14 protein-coding genes and 1 tRNA gene are annotated in these 22,128 nt (G+C 48.6%); 6 read left to right on the top strand and 9 right to left on the bottom strand.

Annotated features, from left to right (window positions below; genetic code table 11):
• The first annotated feature begins 560 nt into the window (after nt 1–560).
• From R3B84_09775 to R3B84_09760, 4 genes are all read left to right on the top strand, one after another.
• Complete coding sequence (locus tag R3B84_09775) at nt 561–1,397, top strand: hypothetical protein (GenBank protein MEZ6140847.1); 837 nt, start codon at nt 561–563, stop codon at nt 1,395–1,397.
• Nucleotides 1,398–1,613: 216 nt separating this feature from the next.
• Nucleotides 1,614–1,856 (top strand): helix-turn-helix domain-containing protein, encoded by a 243-nt coding sequence (locus tag R3B84_09770; GenBank protein MEZ6140846.1) that lies wholly within the window; start codon nt 1,614–1,616, stop codon nt 1,854–1,856.
• On the top strand, nt 1,853–4,402 hold the full coding sequence (locus R3B84_09765; GenBank protein ID MEZ6140845.1) for a DUF3987 domain-containing protein: 2,550 nt from the start codon (nt 1,853–1,855) through the stop codon (nt 4,400–4,402). Before R3B84_09770 ends, R3B84_09765 begins: the two co-directional genes overlap by 4 nt.
• Nucleotides 4,403–4,780: 378 nt before the next feature.
• On the top strand, nt 4,781–6,094 hold the full coding sequence (locus R3B84_09760; GenBank protein MEZ6140844.1) for a site-specific integrase: 1,314 nt from the start codon (nt 4,781–4,783) through the stop codon (nt 6,092–6,094).
• Here the strand turns inward: R3B84_09760 and R3B84_09755 are convergent.
• Nucleotides 6,065–6,152 (bottom strand) — tRNA-Ser (locus R3B84_09755). The two genes, R3B84_09760 and R3B84_09755, sit on opposite strands and share 30 nt — an antisense overlap.
• Nucleotides 6,153–6,371: 219 nt before the next feature.
• Nucleotides 6,372–11,048 (bottom strand): hypothetical protein, encoded by a 4,677-nt coding sequence (locus tag R3B84_09750; protein ID MEZ6140843.1) that lies wholly within the window; start codon nt 11,046–11,048, stop codon nt 6,372–6,374.
• A 69-nt stretch (nt 11,049–11,117) separates the two neighbouring features.
• Here R3B84_09750 and R3B84_09745 point away from each other — a divergent pair, with 69 nt between their 5' ends.
• Nucleotides 11,118–11,594 carry a hypothetical protein gene (locus tag R3B84_09745; protein ID MEZ6140842.1) on the top strand — a complete coding sequence of 159 codons (477 nt, stop codon included), beginning with the start codon at nt 11,118–11,120 and terminating at the stop codon, nt 11,592–11,594.
• On the opposite strand, the gene R3B84_09740 is transcribed toward R3B84_09745, so the two are convergent.
• The 3 genes from R3B84_09740 to R3B84_09730 form a co-directional block, all read right to left on the bottom strand.
• Nucleotides 11,591–12,607, bottom strand: coding sequence for a hypothetical protein (locus tag R3B84_09740; protein MEZ6140841.1), 1,017 nt, complete (start codon nt 12,605–12,607; stop codon nt 11,591–11,593). The genes R3B84_09745 and R3B84_09740 overlap by 4 nt on opposite strands.
• Nucleotides 12,608–12,863: 256 nt before the next feature.
• Nucleotides 12,864–13,967, bottom strand: coding sequence for a hypothetical protein (locus R3B84_09735; protein ID MEZ6140840.1), 1,104 nt, complete (start codon nt 13,965–13,967; stop codon nt 12,864–12,866).
• Nucleotides 13,968–14,018: 51 nt separating this feature from the next.
• The gene (locus R3B84_09730) at nt 14,019–16,031 is read right to left on the bottom strand and encodes a hypothetical protein (protein MEZ6140839.1); all 2,013 of its coding nucleotides are present in this window, start codon (nt 16,029–16,031) and stop codon (nt 14,019–14,021) included.
• Nucleotides 16,032–16,301: 270 nt separating this feature from the next.
• Here R3B84_09730 and R3B84_09725 point away from each other — a divergent pair, with 270 nt between their 5' ends.
• Entirely contained in the window at nt 16,302–17,879 is a 1,578-nt protein-coding gene (locus R3B84_09725; protein MEZ6140838.1) for a hypothetical protein, read from the top strand.
• Nucleotides 17,880–17,912: 33 nt separating this feature from the next.
• On the opposite strand, the gene R3B84_09720 is transcribed toward R3B84_09725, so the two are convergent.
• The 4 genes from R3B84_09720 to R3B84_09705 form a co-directional block, all read right to left on the bottom strand.
• Entirely contained in the window at nt 17,913–19,355 is a 1,443-nt protein-coding gene (locus R3B84_09720) for an IS66 family transposase (GenBank protein MEZ6140837.1), read from the bottom strand.
• An 88-nt stretch (nt 19,356–19,443) separates the two neighbouring features.
• A complete protein-coding gene (locus R3B84_09715) occupies nt 19,444–21,105 on the bottom strand; it encodes a HAMP domain-containing sensor histidine kinase (GenBank protein ID MEZ6140836.1) in 1,662 nt (553 codons plus the stop codon).
• 40 nt (nt 21,106–21,145) lie between these two features.
• On the bottom strand, nt 21,146–21,730 hold the full coding sequence (locus tag R3B84_09710) for a response regulator (GenBank protein ID MEZ6140835.1): 585 nt from the start codon (nt 21,728–21,730) through the stop codon (nt 21,146–21,148).
• Nucleotides 21,727–21,849: a hypothetical protein gene (locus R3B84_09705; protein MEZ6140834.1), complete on the bottom strand. Its 123-nt coding sequence runs from the start codon at nt 21,847–21,849 to the stop codon at nt 21,727–21,729. The genes R3B84_09710 and R3B84_09705 overlap by 4 nt, the downstream gene beginning before the upstream one ends.
• Nucleotides 21,850–22,128 lie beyond the last annotated feature (279 nt).

Raw genomic sequence — 22,128 nt, 5'->3', positions numbered from 1 at the left:
TTACAGATTTTGCTCTCTTCTCTAATCTCTCCAGAGACCGCAGCTTATTTTCAATTCCTGGCATGGTCCAGCACCAACTTTGGGCAAAATTGCTCCAAATATCTCTGAGATCTCTCTTTTTTGCCCCACCCGCTAGTTAACAGCCGCGCGTCATTTTCCCTTCCGTTTGCAAATAATCTTGGTAAGGGAAACCGTCCCGAACTTTTGATGCCACGACTAGGGATTGCCACCGGGTCACATCGACCAGCAAAGTTTGTAATGGCTAAAGCATTTGACGAAGCGTCAAAGCACTAGTTCGTACATTGTTTTTTGGTCAAGTTCAACATTAGTTTAGTCTTCCTAAGTTCTTTCCAAAAAAGCACTTACAAAAAACACTTCTTGACCTTGCCGCATTTTGCGAAACTACTGAATAGAATTATTTAATGGTAATTAGTTCAGTTATTTAGTGGATGTAAATCGTCTAAATGGACACATTGCTATTATGTGCTCGTTTTTACATCTACTCCTGAACGAAATCCAGCTTTGATTCTCCAACAGAATTCAGCCAAAAGGGTTAGAAAATGGGAATTGTTCCATCGACAATTGTGAATTATGAATCTCCCGAATACTGGTACAAAACCATCTTTCGCGACAAACACAAAACTCCTTCGCAGGTGATGGAGAAGAAGATTGCTGATCTGCAACGTCTCGCTACATCCATAGAGTGGGTAACGAGTTACCATCACAAATTCAGGTCAATTCGATCGAAACCAGACTTGCAGAAGATTATTGACCGTATGATTCCACTGGAAAAGACTGCATTGTGGAGTTATTTGCATGAGGTCGCTACCGACATTCGAAGAAACCAGGTTGCCAGAATTGTCATTTACCAACATTACTCAAGCAGTCTGTCCAGTCATATTTTCAACATGTCATTAGCAAGAGTGACTCGTGTCCTTGAAAAGGTTCAAGCAAAAATCTGTGACGTACTGTTCTATGCAATCATGACAGGCTTGCTTTCCAAAGAGCTGGAAATCAAGCTACCCAGAGACCCATGTGATCTTCGATTCAAGGATGAGAAGGAGATCACAGTGTTGGTGGAATTAATTCGGGAATGTGCCTCAGTCCTTCGCCAAGCTCGTCGGGATGAACAACGGATCTTGACAGCACGCACAGCGACTCCAATCACTCAGTCGCAAAAAGGACGCCCACCTAAGGTGTTGACTGAAGAAGAGTGGAAATTGATCGAGATTGTCGAACATTGGGAACGATGGAGACAAGACGGCAAATCGAAGAAGGAATTCTGCCAGCAAAATGCAGAATTATTAGCCGAACACGACCTGGATCGAAAAAGTTTGAATAATTTGATCAAAAGGGTTCGTGAGTGGCGGAAAACTGGTAAACTCGATGCTCGTTAACAGAACCAGAAAATGTCACCGAAAACAAAAATCATTTTTTGACCAGAGAATTTTCAATTTTTTACCGCAAAGTAACGAGCAGTTTTGACTTGTTTGTATAGCTTCGGAGATTTTCCCTGGGAACAATTCGAGATCAAGAAATAAACCAAAAAGTCGATTGTATTTTCTGTCCCCATCTATTCCTTCATGGCGATGCTGCCATACAGGAAAACAACGATGTGGATTTCACCACCAGAACAGAATGGTGCCCCACTGGCATTACGGCCTCGAGAAGCGGCTCGGTTATTAAGCATCTCCACCAGAACCCTCTGGGAGTTGGTGCGACAAGGGCGGGTCAAACGGATCAAGCTGGGAACAGCCAAAAACAGTCCGGTGATGTTTCGCCGGTGTGACCTGGAAGCATTTCTGGCTGCGGAAATGCAGCAGGAAACCTCTGGCGATCAGGGAGGTCAGGAATGAACCTCCACCTTGAATGGGTGCTGGCTGCTTTCAAAGGGGTTGCTCCGCAGGGAAACGGGTGGAAGGCCCTCTGCCCAGCCCACAACGACCATCGTCCCAGTCTGAAGATTGATTTGGCAGCAGACGGCAAAATCCTGCTTTGCTGCAAATCACGGGGATGCTCCGCTGAGGAGATTGTTCATGCTGCGAAATTGACCATGGAAGACCTGTTTCCAGCAGAAAAAGTGCCTCCGAGGATAATTCCCAAAAAGCCGGACTTCCCAACTGTCGAAGAAGCGATTTCTTCATGTGGGAATTCCTCATTCGGACGAGAACCAGATCAACTCTGGAATTATCACGATACCCACGGTGCGCTGGTGGGAGTGGTGGCCCGTTGGAACCAGAACGGGAAAAAGGAGATCCGCCCCTTTTCACGTGGCGATGATTCCCAATGGCGAATGGAAGTGATGCCCACGCCGCGACCGCTCTACCGATTGCCTCAATTAGCTGCTCAGGATTTGGTGGTCGTCACCGAGGGAGAGAAGGCTGCAGATGCTGCCATTCAACTGGGATTTGTCGCTACTACCAGTGCCAGTGGTTCCCAAGCGGCCCATTACACCGATTGGCGACCACTGGCAGGAAAGACGGTCTGGATTTGCAGGGACAATGATGATCCTGGTCTGAAATATGCAGAATCAGTTGCAACGATCCTGCACAAAATCGATCCTGCTACCCAGATCAAGATTGTCCTATTACCGAATCTCCCACCCAAAGGGGATCTGTTTGATTGGGTCAAAGCCCATTCCCATGTCTCCAACGATGAACTGGCTACCCAACTAAAGCAAATTGCGGAAGAATCGGAACCATTTGTTGGAATCACTCCTGAAGAATCAGAAGCCAGATCTGGTCTGCTGCCAGCCAAACCGTTTCCAGTGCACTGCTTTCCTGCGCCAGTCCGGGATTACATCGGTGACACTGCTCAGCAAATCGGCTGTGATCCATCATACATCGCAGTGCCATTGATTTCTGCTTTTGGCAGTGCGATCGGTAATTCTCGTTGGTTGCAAATTAATGAAACCTTCAAAGCACCGCCGATTATCTGGTCAATGATCGTGGGAGAATCTGGTGATGGAAAAAGTCCGGCATTTCGAGCAGTGATGAAGTTTACTCGTCAAAAGAACAAGCAGGCTTACCAGCAATACGAGCAACAATTGAAAGCCCAAACAGAGCAACAACATTACCAGAGAGAGAATGATCAAGAGGAAATGGAAGAATATCGCCGCAAAAAGGATGCGTATGCAAAGCGTGAACGGGAACACCAGCAAGCACTCAAACAGTGGGAAAGCCAGTACAAGAAATGGGATAAGGAAGGTCAAATCGGAGATGCGCCTTCAGCACCAGTTTGGAATGAGGATCCACCACAAAAGCCCAAACAGAAACGTCAAATGGGCCCCTCAGTCCTGCCCGCTGTTCGGTATCTGATCACCGATACCACGCTGGAAGGGATGACTTCCATTTTGCAAGACAACCCTCGGGGCACCATCGTTGTAGTTGATGAGTTGGCCAGCTGGTTCAGCTCCCACACCCGTTATCGAGGCAATGGGAAATCATCTGATATGAAATCATATCTTTCCATGTACGATGGCGATGAGATTGATTATTATCGAAAAACGGGCAAAGAATGGGTCTATATTCCCAGAGCTACGGTCAATGTCACCGGAGGTATCCAGCCAGGAATCCTGCGAGCCATCCTGACCAGAGAGAATCGGGATTCCGGCTTGGCGGCACGATTCCAATTTGCCTGGCCTGAAAGACGGGCACAGTTGTTGCAGGATTATTCGTTTAACCCTCAACTGGACAAAGCCATGTCTTCTCTGTTTGAGAAATTATTCAGTTTGGAGATGGTGCGGGGCGAACAAGGCCAACTAGATCCCAAGTTTCTCATGCTGGAAACAAAGGCATTTTCACTATTTCAGCAGCAATTTAATCGTTTGGGAGAAGAGCATCTGGAATTGGAAGGTGACCTGGCTGCTGCCAATGCAAAGCACAAGTCATTACCTGCACGGCTTGCTCTGATTCTGCATATGGTACGGTTCGCAGCGGGTGAAAATGTGAATCCCGACATGGTTGATGCTACCAGCATGCAGTACGCGATTGAACTGGCCGAATGGTTCCGCAATGAAACGTTGAGGGTTTATTATCTCCTGGATCATCCGGATGAGGTGAAGGTTGTTTCACAACTTGACCAGTTATCCCACTGGATCCGCAAACATGGTGGCCGAGTCAGTATTCGGGATGTCCAACGCAAGAAGAACATGAAAACCGCACAGGAAGCGGAGCAATTACTGAACAGCATGGTGGAAGCGGGCAAAGGATACTGGGAAGAATCCGTCGGTACGGGGGTGGGAAGGAAACCTGCTCGCCATTTCGTTTTGAATCCACCGATTGCTACCCAGGAGCCAGTTTCATCACCTGAACAGTCCCACGATCCACCGCTCGGCAATCCGGAGATTTGGATGGATCACGAAGAACAGATGCAGCAGATGAAAGATACCATTGGCAAATGAAAATTGCCATTCTGTCTTTTTGTCATTCTGTCATAGCGAATCGGTTAACAGAGAATTTGGAAGGAAATCCTGAAGAGTAGCAGTGCTCAAATGAACACCGAAAGAACGGTATTCAGACGATCGTCTGAGCAATATGAAATGCACGTGAATTATGACACAATGCCAGTGGTTTATGACACAACTCCCCAAGAATGTTGCAAAGTGTCGCATGGTTCGGCAAAAGGGTAGTTTTGTCATTTTGTCATGTGTCATAACTGAATAGTAGATAGGGAATAAATATTTTTGAATCAGAACTGTCATGGAACTCCATAAGGTCCCTTCCAGGTAAAAGTTGGTAACATGGGACTGTTTAATAAATGAAAAATTAATGAGGATAAGATGGCGAGTATTACAACGGATAGAGAAGGTAGAAGAAGAATTCAGTTCTTCACAGGAGATGGGACCCGAAAGACGATCTACCTGGGCAAGGTAACCATCAAAGATGCTCAGGGCATTCAAAGGCACGTCGAAGAGATTCTTTCTTCAGGTGCCAGTGGACAGCCGATGGCAATGGATACCGCCAACTGGTTAGCCAGGATCGACCAGAAATGGCATGCCAAGCTGGCTGGAGTGGGCTTGGTAGAACCAAAAGAAGTTCGAACGATGCAATTGGGAGATTTCCTAAAGGAATTCATCCTATCGCGACCTGATGTAAAACCAGCAACCTTGGAGGTATGGCAACAACCTTGCAGGAACTTGATTGAGTACTTTGGTGCAGATAAACAGTTGCGCAAGGTGACTGTAGGGCAATGTGACCAGTTTAAAGCATGGTTGAATACCCAGGGATTAGCAGCAGCCACCCTTGCAAAACGGCTGGCGTTTGCCAGGACGTTCTTTCATACTGCCAGAAAACATAAGTTCATCGATGAGAACCCATTCGCAGAGATCAAGATCCCCCACGCCAATGTGAGTGCGAGGCAGCGGTTTATTGATCGAGAAACCACTCAAAAGCTTCTGGACCATGCAAACCCTACCTGGAGAACAATTATCGCCCTGTGTCGATTTGGTGGCCTCAGGTGCCCCTCAGAGGTGCTATCGCTGGAATGGAGACACATCGATTGGGAGGCAAAAAGGATCACGGTTATCTCGCCCAAGACGGAACGCTACGATGGTAAAGGAAGTAGGGTGATCCCGATGTATCCTGAATTGCACCAGTATTTGCAAGAGGCCTATGAATTGGCAGAACCAGGCCAGACCCACGTAGTGGGGGCCGGGTATCTTTTGCGTGCACAGCGGCCCACTGGCTGGAAGAGCTGTAACCTCCGTACTGGGTTTGGCAAACTGATCAAACGAGCAGGGCTGGAACTATGGCCCAGAATGTTTCATAACTTGCGTTCCAGTAGGGTTACAGAGTTATTGGAAACGCACCCTCCCTACGTTGTATCTGATTGGATGGGACATGATGCCAAAGTAGCCTTAAAGCATTATGCCCAGATTACCAATGAGCACTTCGAAAGAGCTACCAAAGGAAGTATCGATACAAGAGAACAGTATGTGCAAAAAACGACGCAGCACAGTACAGAAGGGTATGGTGAGGTAAGGAGAGTAAATTCTGAAATGCCTATAAAAATAGAGGTTTGCGAAACATCGCTAGAAGAAACTGAACCTTGCATTATCGTAAAACGGAGGGAGAGAGATTCGAACTCTCGGTAGGGGTAAACCCTACTCCGGTTTTCAAGACCGGTGCATTAAACCGCTCTGCCATCCCTCCGTGCATATTGTTCTATTGCAACGAACTTCCGAAGGCAATGTTCAGCCTTTCGATGTGGAATGAACCAGTATCATCGAAAGGAAGGTGCCAAGTTTATCAAAGACAGGAATTGTTCAAAGAAGGTTCAGGAAAAATATTGAATTACAGAAGTTTGCTGAAAAGGCCTTGGTGGGTTGAAAAATGCCTCAGGCAACAGAAAATTGTGGGCAAATTGAAGCATCAGATGGTGCTGGTGACAGTGTAAATAAAGCTTTCGCTATCTTCGGCAGCACCGTCAGAGACAGTTACTTTGACGCGAACTTGGCCCACGAAACCAGTTTGTGGGTTCAAAGTTAATACACCTGTACCTGAATCAACAGTGGCAACAATCGCGGGTGCCTGGCCACTGGCTGCGTACAACAATTCTGGATTCGTATGAACTGATGTGTTCAGCGTTGCCACCACCGGGCTGGTTGCCAGGTCGATGCCATTCCAGGCAAGTAAATTGCCGTTCGGCATCAGCACATAGAAATTCGCACCAGCTGGGTTGCTGTTATTAGTGCTGATAAAGTAGCGTTCATTTTCCCCACGGAAGTTGAATGTACCAGGCACTTCCGCTTTCGTAATACCAAAACGGTCTTTTGCTTCAAAGTTCTCATCAACAACAGTTGTTGGGCGTGAGTTCGTCAGCAATGTAGGATCCGCATAGGCACCAAGTCCGGAAAGATTGGCAACTGGTGTCCGGTCAATCGTTGTGGCGAAGCTAAAGCCATCAAAAGCATACAACTGATCATCCGGCATCAGAACAAACCGACCCATCCCCTCGGGATTGCTGCCATTCGTGCTCTGGAACCAGCGTTCGTTTTCGCCAAAGAAGTTAAACGCATACGGAGCACTCGTTAAGCCAAATTGAATCTTGGCATCGTAAAGCGGCCCACGATTGACATAGTAGGTAGGAGAGACTGGAGGCTTTGCATCGAATAACTGTGCTGGATTTCGATATACCGTGGGGTTGTTGAATGGCCCTGCACTGAAATCTGCAACCATGTTGGCAGAATTGCCAATAGTTGTGGCAAACGAAACGCCATCAAATGCGTACAATTCGTTATCCATTGTCAGTACATATCGCCCACTGCCCGCAACATTACTACCATTGGTGCTCTGGAACCAGCGTTCGTTCTGGCCAAAGAAGTTGAATTCGTACTGCGGGTTTGTAATACCCAGTTCATTCTTCAGGTCAAACAACGGATTATAACCTTCAACTTTCACGTCGAATGTCCGAAGTGCAGCATCAGGGTTGGGATCGGTGACTGTCAACGGCACATCAATGCTGTCAACAAGAGTGAATTGAGACTGAGCCATTATCGGCGACAGAACTGGAACAGTATTCTCAACAGAGAACGTAAATGTCTGCTGTACAGTGGTTGTGCCGTCGTTGGCTGTTACTTTAACGGACACAGTACGATCAAACGCTGCAGCGGGTGTTATCGACAATGATCCACCAGGACCGGGACCAGGGTTATTTGTCGCAACTGCAGTCAATCCAGGCAACAATGGCAGGGTGGCGTTTGTTAACAATGAAGGATCAGCGTAAACGTTGCCAAGCCCCAGGGCTGTGAAATCTGCAACTACAGGGCTGGTGACTGCTGAAACACCGTTGAACTTAACCAAGGTGTTGTTTGGTAGCAAGACGAAGTAATTGAATCGTCCTGGACCAGCATTGCTGTTGTTGGTACTGGTGAGATATTTCTCATTCGCACCAGCGAAGTTGAATGAAGTTAGAGGATTGGTCAGGCCAAGTTTCACTTTTAAGTCGAACAATGGATTGACACCGGAAACAAGTGGTGCACCGGTAGTTGATGTCAGGATTGCAGGGTTGTCGTAGACTGCTGTCGTACTTCCACTGCTATACACACCTGTGGAAAAATCTGCTACAGGGGTTCCGCCAAGGGTTGCTGCTAACGTCAGTGGGCCTGCAAAGCCGTCTTTGTACTCATACAGTTTGTTGTCCGGCATCAGTACATAAAAGCCCTGGCCAGCAGGGTTGCTGCCGTTCGAGCTCTTCAAGTAACGTTCTTTCTGTCCTCGGAAATTGAAACCCGATGCAATTTCGGGGGCTGTCAACCCTAATTGCTGTTGTAGTGTAAATAACGGATCAACCAGTTCCACTGTAAATGTAATTGGCCCGGATGGATTGGGGATGATATTCGCCAGGCTGATGTTGGCATTTTCGCCATGTTCCACTTCCGGTTCCTGTGCGGAAATGATAATGGCGTCGTTGCCGTCATTGCCTGTGTATTGAATCGAAAATTCGCTTGCTCCTAGCATGAGCGGAGAGTTCTGTGGCAAACCGTCAAAGATGCCGTTGATTGCATCCGCCTGATCATTGTTCACTATTGTGAACACGTTGTTGAGCAAGGGAACGAACGAATTGATCAGTGTTGTTTCCAAAGTCGCATCGCCGATCGTGACATTGCCTAACACTAAGAAATTGTCATATTCCGATGTTGCATTCGTTCCGCCAATCTCAATTTGCAAGGTGTCGTCAGAATCTAAAGTAAGATTTCCGAGAATTGCAATTTGTGCGGCCCCGCTGGCGGGCTTGATAATCAGCTCTTTCGACGTGGTATCCACATTGCCAATATATGTGCCCGTGTTGATATAGACCGTTCCGGGATCATCAACCGCGTTGATGCCTTCTACAATCGTATCAAAAGCATTGATGCCGACGACGGCTATCTGGTCGCCTGGCGTGCCTGGGTCTGCATCGAGTATGACTGTGCCGTTGGCGAATCCGTTGGCAGGGGTGTAATCGTCGTCGACATAGATGATGTCCGTATTGTCAACCAGTGCCATCACCACATCATTGCCGTCGCCGCCAGCGTAGAAAATACGCCAGGTATTACCATCGAACATGAAGTCGCCAGCGTTAGGCAAACCCGCAAAAGTTCCAATAACTGCATCAGCGCCATCGTTATTGATCAGAACCAGCACATCGCCAAATACACCATTGTTACTGCCCGGCAGATTATCAATCAGGTTGAGAGTACTTGTCGTGTCAATCGTGACCGTGCCGTTCACAATAAACTGATCGAAATCGGTACCTGCCAGCGGAGATGGATCGCTCAGATTGTTGATCTTTACATCAATGGTCGAGCCAGTCTGCAGATTGGTATCACCCAATGTCAACGTGCCATTAGTTGCTCCAATCGCGATAGTGCCGCCAGTGTTGACATCTACCGGAGCATCAAACGTACCGGTTCCGGACAATGTCGTGCCCGATTGCACTGTAACAAGCCCGCCACTGCTGTCCAGTGTGCCGTTGTTGTCAATGGTTCCGTTGACGATTGTCGTGCCGCTGGTTAGGGTTGTGGTACCCGTGTAGGTCGAGAGCGTGCCGGTTGCAAATGTAACCGTGCCTGTCGGGGAAACTGTGATATTTCCAATACCGGAAATCGTATCGGGACTGTTGATATCCAGGACAGTCGCTGTACCGGATAAGGTCAACGAACCATCGTTCCGTATTCCGCCACCATTGGTCGCTGTGTTATCTATCAGGATAGAATCGGCAAATGTCAAAGCGTTTCCTGATTCGTTGAAAATACCGCCACCAGAGTTGGAGGCGGTATTGCCGGAGACCGTGGAATTATCGACCGTGATCGTGCTGCCCGTACCGGTGTTGTAAACACCGCCACCTCTGAAGGCGGCGGTATTGCCGGAGACAGTGGAACCATCAACCGTGATCGTGCTGCCCGAATCGATGTTGTACAGGCCGCCTCCTCTGGATGCGGTGTTCGTGGAAACTGCTGCCCCGTTGATCAGATCAACCGTGCCGCCGCTTTGGTTGTAAATACCCCCGCCATTGCTGGTGGCTGTATTGCTGGAAACCGTGGAACCATCAACTGTGATCGTGCTGTTCGCACCTGTGTTGTACAGGCCGCCTCCGGCTTGTGCGGTGTTCGCGGAAACCGCGGCGGAGTTGAGCAGATCAATCGTGCCGCTGCTACTGTTGAGAATGCCCCCGCCAGAGCTGGTGGCTGTATTGTTCGTGATCGTGGAGCCATCAACTGTGATCGTGCCGCCCGCACCAGAATTGAACAGGCCGCCGCCATTGAATGCAGTATTCGCAGACAAAGAGGCTAAGTTGATCAGATCAATCGTGCCGCCGGATTCGTTGAAAACACCCCCACCATTGAAGGTGGCGGTATTGTCGGAGACCGTGGAACCATCGACCGTGATCGTGCTGCCCGACCCGAGGTTGAACAGGCCACCGCCGTTGGCGGCATTGTTCGTGGATACTGCTGCCCCGTTGATCAGATCAACCGTGCCGCCGGATATGTTGTAAACACCCCCACCTTCGAAGGTGGCGGTATTGCCGGAGACCGTGGAACCATCGACCGTGATCGTGCTGCCCGACCCGAGGTTGTACAGGCCGCCGCCGCCGGATACTGCGGTGTTCGTGGATACTTCTGCCCCGTTGATCAGATCAACCGTGCCGCCGGATGTGTTGTAAACACCCCCACCAAAGGTGGCACTATTACCGGAGATCGTGGAGCCGTCGACCGTGATCGTGCTGCCCGACCCGAGGTTGAACAGGCCGCCGCCGTTGGATGCATTGTTCGTGGATACTGCTGCCCCGTTGATCAGATCAACCGTGCCGCCGCTTTGGTTGTAAACACCCCCACCAAAGATGGCAGTATTGCCGGAGACTGTGGAACCATCAACCGTGATCGTGCTGCCCGACCCGAAGTTGTACAGGCCGCCTCCTCTGGATGCGTTGTTCGTGGATACTGCTGCCCCGTTGATCAGATCAATCGTGCCGCCGAATTCGTTGAAAACACCCCCGCCATTGTTGGTGGCGGTATTGCCGGAGACCGTGGCACTATCGACCGTGATCGTGCCACCATCGTTGTACAAGCCGCCGCCGTTGGCGGCATTGTTCGTGGAAACTGCTGCCCCGTTGATCAGATCAACCGTGCCGCCGCTTTGGTTGTAAATACCCCCGCCAGAGTTGGTGGCGGTATTGCCGGAGACCGTGGAACCATCGACCGTGATCGTGCTGCCCGACCCGAGGTTGAACAGGCCGCCGCCGTTGGCTGCATTGTTCGTGGAAACTGCTGTCCCGTTAATCAGATCAACCGTGCCGCCGGATGTGTTGTAAACACCGCCACCTATGAAGGCGGCTGTATTGCCGGAGACCGTGGAGCCATCAACCGTGATCGTGCTGCCCGACCCGAGGTTGTACAGGCCGCCGCCGCTGCGTGCGGTGTTCGTGGATACTTCTGCCCCGTTGATCAGATCAATCGTGCCGCCGGATGTGTTGTAAACACCCCCACCAAAGTTGGTGGCGGTATTGCCGGAGACCGTGGAACCATCAACCGTGACAATGCCGCCGGATCTGTTGTAAACACCCCCGCCAATGTCGGAGGCGGTATTGCCGGAGACCGTGGAGCCGTTTGTTAAATTAATCGTACCGCTGGCATTGTAAATCCCCCCCCATCATCGTTGGCGGAATTGTCAGAGACGGTGGAATTATCGATCGTGATCGTGCCGCTGTTATTGTAAACCCCGCCGCCATCGTTAGCGGAATTGTCAGAGACTGTGGTGCCGTTTGTCAAATTAATCGTGCCGAAGTCGGTATTAAAAAGTCCCCCGGCATCGTTGGCAGAATTGCCAGAGACAGTAGAATTATTGATTGTGAACGTGCCCAAGCCGAAATTGTACCCACCACCCCCAACAGTATCAGCGGAATTATTAGTGATGGTTGAGAGATTCAAATGTATGGTGCCAGAGTTAGCAATTCCTCCCGCACTATTTTGAGCGGAATTGTCAGAGACGGTGGAATTATCGATTGTGATCGTGCCGTTATTCAAAAGACCCCCACCAACGTCAGCGGAATTACCAGAGATTGTCGATCCATCGATCGTGATCGTGCCGAAGCTGGTATTGTAAATCCCCCCACCAAAGTCGGCGGAATTGTCAGAGACGGTGGAATTATCGATCGTGATCGTGCCGGCATTGTAAATCCCACCCCCTTCGCTGGCGCGACCATTGGCAATCGTCAGATTGTTTAGAGTGGCGTGCACGTTGCTGTCAACATACAACACTCGCACTGCGTTGTTACCACTGACGGTGATCCCTGTACCATTGATGGTGGTAATGTTTGAGGCACCAGTTTCGGTCAATTGGAGTTCGCTACCCAGATTAATCGTACCAGTAACCGAGAAGTCGATGGTATCCGCACCGAGTGTGGTATTGGCAGCAGCAATTGCCTCCCGTAGGGAAACATTTCCTACGTTGATGCCGTCATTTTCATCAACCAATGTATTTACCGTAAATGTGGCAGGTACCGCCCGATCCTCGAGTTCCTGCAGACGTAATCTGGTACCGTGCTTACGCGAGTGAGCTGGACGGGATTTCCGAACAGAATTGGCAATAATTGCCTGGATGGCACGACGCCAATGGTGATTTAACATTTAAAGGTAACCTGAAATAAATGGTGAATATCGTGTCAATGGCGATAACAGTACAGGATGAACTTTTGAGATGCTAGAATAAATCAGCTGAAAAATCGTTATTATCAGAAATAAATGCCCATTGTGACAATTATTTCAGTCATGTGGGTAGTTGTCCGCTATTGAACGCATTAAATTTCTGTATGGCAATATTGTTATGTTGTTGTAATTGCATATTGGTAAATGATAATATTGCTGGATAGCAGTATCGTGATATTTAAACATCTCTCATTTTGCCCAGATTTTCTATTTCTTCAGCAATTTCTCTGGCGATGTTGTGCACTTGCCACAGGTCTTCTGGGTGGTTGTACGCCTGTGGTTCCCCTTCGTGGGGGAAAATTGCCCAGATTTCTGGGGAAATGACGCACGAGTCCGTGGTGCCTGCCATTTGTCGGCGGACAATAATTGAGTCTGAATGATGAGAATTAATTAATCTTTTCGACGTCTTTCCGTTCCCGGTTGGAAATGTTTCCAGTACTTGCGAAAATTTCAGTGCATTGATCGTTCGCACTACTGCACCTTGGTGGGAAAATAATCGCGAAATCCATGGGATCTGTACCAGTTCCCGATTCAACGTGGGGCAATCCGGTCCTGCCCACTGGTGTTCGAGTAGTGGGTAACCATGCCGCGATGTGATCGTGATGGACGCGTCTGCTTGAGATGCGATGGCAGCCACAATTTTGCCCACCCAATCATCGAAAAAGTGCACTGCCGCCGCGAAACTGTTCCGAATGGCAAAAAAAGTGGCATCGTCTGGTGCCACAAAACCCCGTGGTGGTGTGTCTGTGGGAGGGGTGTTCCGAATTCGCTCCCAGGAATCATGAAGAATTGATGAGGAATCAGTGGTCAGCCCGCCCATTGATTGCATGATTTCCTGGTATGTTTCTTGATAGAACGTCCACGGTGGTAGCATGCAGCTGGTGTCGATGACCACCAATTGGTGGGTTTCCGGGCGATTTTCTTCCACCAATCCGTGAAGTTTCTGCACCAGATCATCGTGGTAGGATTCCGCCCCACGTTCGAGCATGGTGACGCTCGACCATGGTAATTTCGCCAGCACCGATGCCTGCTCGTCGCACAGTAAGTGGCAGCAATGCTGTTGTTTCAGCCGGTCTTCAACAAGAGCCTGTATTGCACGGTTCGATAAAGATTCGACCACCCGCCCATTTTCATCCACCTGGAAATCATCTGCATACAGGTGGTCGATGACTTCTCCGCTGCTTGCAAGATTGTTGAGGGTAGGGGTGTCGATCGATTCGTTGCCATACGGCCCAAGCCACCCGGGACCAAGCCCGTCGGCAATGAGGATTAATTGAATCATGAAGTTTGTGTAGTTCGTTTATGGTTGAAGACACGGCGCGCGAAAAAATGTTCATGGGCGTTGGCTGGGATTTCTACGGAAGTAGGAATTTTTCCAGCGTTGTGTTGTTAATGCAAGTCGATCTGGAATGCTATCGGGAGTATATTGAGTTTCTCTTAATCCCAGGGAATCGATTATCGACAGTTGATTATGAACAATTGAACGAAACATCAATCGTTCGTGATTCAATACATCAAAATATTTACTGCAAATCAATGGTGAAGCTTTACTCAGTTCGATTGGTCGAAGCAACATTGCAGCAAATCGTGCCTGTTCGTCGGGAAAGCCCTTTGTGCGAATCAGAGTATCCACAAAAGTATTTTCATGATCCGGAGACAGTTCCAGCCAAAGTTGAGTGGCACGAATTGCCGCACGACGGATCTCACTGTCACCATCCGACATAGCATCGATTAATGCTGGCAGCATTTCTGTTCCGGGCAAGTAGTATGTTGCCATACTCCGCAAGATTGAAGTACGCTTTTCATCTTTCAGTACAGCGACAAATTCGTAACCAAGCCGGTGGTCTGCATCCAACAGCATTTTTTTGAAGAATTCAGCCACAGCCTGAGTTGTTTTGTTTGCAGGTTCCAAACTGGCTGGAAATAAAGCTGCACCAGCCGCAAACTTTTCTTCCTTTCCTCCGATCGCAACCTTCTCAGTGCCATTATTCCAATTGGCGAAGGATTCGGCTGGTAATTCTATCGATGCACCATTCTTTGACTCCAGTTTAATTATTCCAGTTTCTACTTTCAAAGTTACTTCAGTACGTGGCTTGGAGTTTTCAAGTGCTATCTGAAATGGCACTTCCTCAGGAAATTTACTGATCAGCACCATACCTAGTTTTGCTCCCGGTGCCAGGGAAACATCCCAGATCTCATTCAGGAAACGCAGTCGAACTGTCGAAGAAGTTGCTGCATTATTTTGTAGATAGATTCTTCCGCAGTGAATTTGCAGATCAGCATCCACCCCTGCAGGTGGGACTGAAGCAACCACCGAAGTGTGCAACATTTGTGTCTGATTCGAATCTGGATAATCCGGTGCAAGAATCAGTTTCAGATTCTGGTTCAGCAGAATTTCTGGTTTCATTCCGGGTAGTGCCAGCCAAAGATCTCTGCTTTCAACCGCAGCAGTGTCGTTTAAACGCTGTAATTCATCCCACTTAGGCGATTTGAAAAGTAAAGGTTCTCTGGGGGAGGAGAATGTGCCAATTGCTTCTCGTGCCTCATTTGCAACTCCCCATTTATTTACAGGTTGCTGTTTCTGGGCCAATTCACGTGGTGGTGGGCCATTTTCGATGACATCTGGAACTTTTTTAGGTGCAGGTACTACTGGTGGCAATTCCGGTTTTTCTATCACGTTCGCAGGCACGATCGGCGGGATTGCAGGCGGTTTTTGTAGTGGGGATGACTGTGCTATTTCGATTGGCTTGATTACGATTCGTTGAACCCGCTGTTCCTTTTTCTTTCCTGGAATTGCGAGAGACATGGACAGCACTAACAGGGTTGTCAGAGAAATCAGCCCAAAAATGAGAAGTGGGCGGAGTTTCGAGTTTCCTGAATCGTTTGTCGAATCTTTGCTTATCGAGGGTTGTTGTGTTACTGCCAGTTCGTGAAATTTTGGTTTCCGGTATGCAATTGCAGCGGGTGCGGGCAGCAATCGGTAAAGTTTGCGGTACGACTGTTCTTCCAGAATCGGTGGTTGCGAAATCACCTGACACAGCACCTGATGAGAAACCGCAATTTCTCGCAGGATATCGTCGTTTTCCAGAGCTTCCTGTTCCAATTTCTGAACTTCGTCTGGTGGCAGAGTGTTGTCCAGGTAGGCGGCAATAATGTGGGGGTTCGGTTGTGATTTTTCCCCACCGATGAATGATGCTTGGCGTTGCTTTGATAAGGAATGAATTTTTTCTAATAAATCCTGTGCTTTCGGGCTATCCACCAGCTTGATGCCAATTTCCCGGGCCTGTGGGGCATCCAGCAGGTCGTCTGCATAGGCAAGTAAGGTCCGAAGTGTCAGCCGAATCATCAGTTCACCATAAACGTAAGTATTCCCCACGATTGTTTGTGTGGGATAGGCGTCGATTTCGTACGTTTTTTTTCAGAAACTTTGAGAATAATTTCTTTCTGTGGGCCGCGGAGTCAATTCTAACTGGAGTAATCGATACAAACGGCAAAAAATAACCAGCTTGCCTACGTCTGAGTTGGTTTCTCGTTGACAACATCTATTCGTCCGTTACAGTGAAGGTTGAGGTTTTCTTTCGTTTGAACGCGGAATTTTTTTCTGCGAGGCGTAATCATGGCAAAAAAAACACAGAAGAGTGGCAAATCCAGCCCATTTCTGATCATTATGCTGGTGCTGTTCATCCTGACAACGATTGCCGCCAGCGTCACCACGTACATGGGTTTCGATGGTCAGGCTCAATTCGAAAAACAGGCGCAGGACGCGGAAGAAGCTAAGAAAGGTGCGCAGGCAGCTTTTGAACAGGAAAAGGCGAAACGCATCCTTACCGAAGTTGCCATTGGTGCGGCATCGGAACAGGATCGCACCGACCTGGTGGGTCTGGCTTCATCCCAAAGTGCATCCATTCTGGAACAGCACACCAAAATCGTGGGTGCGGTCAAAGGATCGCTGCCCAACGCCAATGATTTTGACTGGCCCCTGGTGAATACGGTGGCTGCAGGTGGTAACCCGGCTGCGGGGGCACAAATTCCAGATGTGGCTCCGAAAATCACGATTCCTGCATTAGTAAAACAGTGGTCGGATCTGTATCGAGCCAAAGAAACCTCTGAAAGAAATGCTTTAGATGCTCAGAAAACTGCTGAAAACCAAAAAATTAAAGCCGAAGCAGATCTTGATGCTCAGCGTAAGATCTTCCAGGATGGATTGGCAAATCTGCAGACCAAGTTTGAAGCTTTTCAGCAGGAAACCGAACGTAATCGTACTGCTTTGTTCGCAGGTAAAGAGAAAGATGGCGATGATTACAAGAAAAAGACAGCAGAATTGCAGCAGTCGATCAACGAACTGGGTGACGATGTTGCCAAGTTACAGAAAGATATTCGTGCCCGCGATGAGAAAATTAATCGTTTAGAGAATAAATCGGATACCGATATCGAAGAACGCTTCCGCAAGCTGGACGTTACTCGGGTTGAAGAGAATAAAGGGGAAATCACCACCAAAGATGGTGATAATCTGGTCATTCGTTTCAATACCCGTCTGGCGCTGGTGCCCGGACAAACTTTCCTGGTGACCGCACCTTCTCAATCACTGGCAGCCGTTATCGATCGTGAAAAAGTATTGCAAAGAGCCAATTCCGATCGTGGTGGCTTAGAACGGATTCCATTTGATGATAATGAACTGGTGAAAGGAAAGATTGAGATTATTGAAGTAACTGGCCCATTTACGGCACGTGCTTTAATCACCGAGCAGTTGCAGCCAATTCGTAACCCAGTCAGCAAAGGGGATACGTTATTCAACATCATTCTCAGCAATACCAAACGCACTCGTGTTTCGTTTGCTGGTGTGATCGATCTGGATGGGGATGGTACTGATGATTCACAGGAATTCATCCGCATCCTTGAAAAGAACAACACGATTGTCGATTCTTACCTTGACCTGAGAACGGGTACAATCAAGGGACCCGGGATGTCATTGAGTACAAACTTCCTGATTATGGCGAATGATGCTCCAGCGGGTGGGAACTTTTCCAAGATGGAAGATCAAGCCAAGAAACTGGGTGTGCAGATGATTGATGCTCGCCGATTCCTGGTTTTGATTGGTGTTAAACTGCCGAAAAATCCACTACCTGCCAACTATGGTGTCAACAGTGGTGGGGTTCCTATGGAGCCAGTCGATCCCAATCCCGAAGGCCGATAGTTGTTAGATCGATCTCATTTTGTAACCGTTCACTTATGTTGTTGCAAGTTTCGGTGCAGGTTTGCCTTTCCGGTGTGCGTTGATCGCTTTTTCCAGATAATCCAATACGTTTCTTCCCTGTAGTTTCAATGTTTCACATACCGTCAGGATTCGCTCTGCGAACCGACAGCCACGAGCACTTTGAGAACCAAAGCTGCGTCGACGCCACAACACCGCTCGACGTTGCACACGCTCCGCATCATTATTCGTTGGCGGAACGTGCTCATGGTCGACAAACAGCCATAAACGCATCTCTACTTTGGCCACCCGCTCGCAAAACCGCGCAAGTTTTTTGTCTTTGCTACCCTGCCCCTGTTTCAGCAGTGTGCGTACGCGTTCCTGCAACGGTTTCATCCGCTGTTGCAATGTTTGGCGAGTTATCTGATGATCTCTCGTAAAAATATGCCATAGCTCAAATATTTCCTTGTGTAATTCAAGCCAGTGATCCACGAGTTTTGTCGCTCTTTTACTTCGCTTGGATAATGCCTCCCAGTTGCGCTTCAAATGTACCCAACATAATTGATGGCTACCTTCAGGAAGGTTCTTCACATACACCTTCCAGCGATCCGTACTGACAAATCCTGGGAGCTCTTCACCCATAAACGCTTTCAATGCATCAATATTGCGACGTGCATGAATGAGAAATACTACGATATGAATCTTTGCCGCAATCGCTGTCCATAACCAGCGTTTGTGGCCCGCCTCTTTCCAGCCCGTTTCATCAAACCCCTTTACATCAGCGTTTTTAACTTTCTCACGAGCTTCCTCATAAGGTGCGTCCAACGCCGGAATTGCCTCGGATTCCAGATTGCTGATGGTTCCCAAGGATATGTCTATGCCAAAAATTGTTTTGCAAGTTCGTTCGATTGAGCGTTTACTCAATCCATCCTGACCCACCATACACAGCAGAGCAGCTGTCAATCGAGGTCCGGTGCAATGGTTACGGCACTCAGCAGGAATGGTCATCACAGTTGTGTGTCCACAATCAGCACATTTCCGGGAATGACCTTCATATTGTGTTACGATTAAAGGCTGTGGCAGTTCAACTTGCTGATGAATCCTGGGTTCAGGTAGATTCGGACAGCCAACAAGTGATTTGTGGCAGCGAGAACAGGTTTCTGGCACGAACTTGATAAAGGAGTCCACACTTTCAGGAGGCAAGGTTTTTCGCAGATTTGCCTTGTGACCTTGTTGTGCCCCGCGTTTGCGACCAGTCGGCTTTTGGGAAGCTAATTTTTCTTTTTCTGCAGGTTCTTGCTTGTTAGGCGGTTTCAGCTTGTCTTCCAGATCACGAATGCGAGCTTCCAGCGCCAGTATTGTCTTTTGTTGTTGCTGAATTATTTGTTGCTGATCCATCAGCTGCTGTTGCAGCAAATGAACCTGCTTGAGCAATTGCTGGCACCCAGGACATTCGGAATTGAACGACTCGATTTCCATCGCCCGATTATAGAAAATGGCTGAAATTTGCGAAAGGCCAATTCCCGAACCGGTGAACGGTTACCTCATTTTTTATTTGAGCCGCCGATTATGCAACGTACCGTAGCCGTTGTTCCTTCACCATTGAAGTGGGCAGGCGGAACTCAAATCTTGTAATCCCCGAGTCTTTGGGCTGATAGACCACGGTTGTGCCCATCTGTTCTGCAAGCCGCCAAGATGTAGAAAGACCCAGCCCCCGTCCCCGTCCGGCATCTCTACCAGAGAAAAATGGATCGAAGAGGTGCTCAACATCTTTCGGTGCGGGGCCACTGCCGGAATCTTCTACAAACAGAACATGTTGGTCATTCTGGTTTTCCCAGCCAATACGTACCCAGCCATCCGCACCTGCCGCCTGAATGGCATTTCGGACAAGTGCTGCCACAATATGAATGAGATATTTCTCATCAATATGTATTTCGACGTATTGCGGGAGATTGCATTCCCATTGTACCCCGCCTGCTTCGGCATAGATCTGCAGTTGAAGAAGGGCGGTTTTCAGAGTGTTGCCGAGGTTCAACCACGCACGTGCGGGAGCAGGTGGGCGGGCAAAGAGCATCAATTCACGCAGAATATTGTGAATGTTACGCGTCTGCCGAACAATTGATTCGAGAGAAGCCACTTTATCAGGAGCATTCTCATTTTTTAATAAATATTGTGCCTGCGTCGAAATGACTGCCAATGGGTTGTTAATTTCGTGGCTGGCACCAGCAGCAAGCTCGGCGAGCCCACGCAGTTTACCTGCCTGTTCTTCTGTAGTCCGTCGCTGACCGGCCTCATGTAATTTATTTTCCAGAACGGCAACCCGCTGCTGGTAAAAATTAATTGCAGAAGCCGAATTTTCGTTTCTTGCAAGAATTGCTTCCTGAAGATCTTCTAATAATTCCGCGCTCGTGTGGGGGCTTCGATCATCCAGTACGGCAATATCTAACTCTAATTCGGCACGATCGCCCAATGTTGAAATCGAATGCGGGTTCAGTTGGAGAGCACGAAAGGCCGCACTGCGATCGATCAAGTCTGGATCGATAAAGGGCAACGTATTGTCATTCGCTGCTACCACAGCAAGTTGGCATACCGCGTGAAGCGTTGGGTCGATCTGTTGATCAACTTCGTCGGGGCACCAATCGATGCGGGTCAGCAGGGTGCCTAACCAGTTCGGAAGATGCCAGTTTTCAACTAATCGGTGGGCAAGGTCGACCTGGCTCTGGCCCCAGTGCTGCAACTGAGTACCCCACGGATCTTCTGAGAAACGTGGGTGCGATAAACAGGAATAAATCGCCTCAGTGCTGGCACTGGAAATCGCAAACCAAGGCAGATAACAAAGCATCCCTGCCACCCACGCAGACTGAAAAGGATAGCCAATCTGTTGGGCAATGGTGGCAGCATTGTTTGCCGTATCGCACGCAACTTTGAACAATCCCATCGTGGCGGGATGTCGCCAGTCCAGATATACTTCGGCTGGTTTTGTTTGTAATTGATCAAACAATGGTTCAATCAAATCACCGGTTGTCACCATTCTGGTATGTTGAAGTACGGGCGATGCGATATCATCCTGTATTCCAAAACGGACCAGGTGGAGTAGTGCGGCTGGATCCAGCCGAACCCCATTCCATAGTTTTTTCGTGGTAGGAGCTAAAAATGCGTTGCACGCGCTGGCCGAAGGGCACAACCACGGTAATGTTGCAGCGTAATCACCCCATCCTTGGGTTCCCACGTGGTTTGCTCCTGGCTGAATGGACATTAATCCTGCAGACTTACGCTGCGCTGACGGCTGATTCCATTTCCATCAATTGACACATCCGCTCAATCAAAGCTTCTGTAACGAATGGTTTATGAATGAAATCGTCGGCACCTGCCAGACGCAGTTCATCAATTTTATCTTCTTCTACCATGCCTGACATGCAGAGAATCCGCACATCAACGAGAGAAGAGTCGCTGCGAACGCGGTGACAAACCTCTTTACCGTTAATATCGGGAAGCATCACGTCGAGCAGAATGATATCTGGGTGGTATTCTTTCACCATCATGCCCGCATCAAAGCCGTTCTGGGCGACCCGCACTTCAAAGCGAGGATCTTCTTCCAGAAAGCGGCGGGTGATTTCCACCAGCTCTACATCATCGTCCACCAGCAGGACTTTTCTTTTGCCATTTTCCAATGGATCGGTGGGGATGTCATTATCCCGCATGAATTTGTAAAGTGCTTCGCGGGGGATTCGTCGAAAGCGACTGCCCGGAACGCGAAATCCCTTCAGTTGACCGTTGTCAAAGCAACGAATGATGGTTTGCTGGGAAACCTTGCAGATCTTGGCTGCTTCGCCAGTCGTAAAGACAGTCTTCATCGTTCAAATACCCCTTCATCGGTGGGTGCCGATGAGTAACCTGTGCCCGGTAGATTCACCAGAATCCCGATGGCACATTCTTCCTTGATTACCACGGTTTCCAAACCGTTCCATCCCAAGCGGTCGAACTCATCAGCCTAACTTAACACTACATTACGACTGACTGCCTGAAGGATACGATCGATCGGAAAACCTCACTTATTTTAACTTCTCATCTAAAGTTGACGCAACTTACGAATCTTACCGAACGCGGCGATTGTAACGACTCCGTAAACTACGTCAACTGCAACTGTAAGCCTGGGAAAACCTACCCTGTCTATTTAAGCTAAACAGCGCAAATTGTCCAATTTATTCAAACTAACAGCGTGAAATAATTCAGTCCGCTTCAAACTGGTGAA

Source organism: Zavarzinella sp. (assembly GCA_041399155.1).
GTDB lineage: Bacteria > Planctomycetota > Planctomycetia > Gemmatales > Gemmataceae > JAWKTI01.
This window is presented reverse-complemented; position numbering and strand designations above follow the sequence as displayed.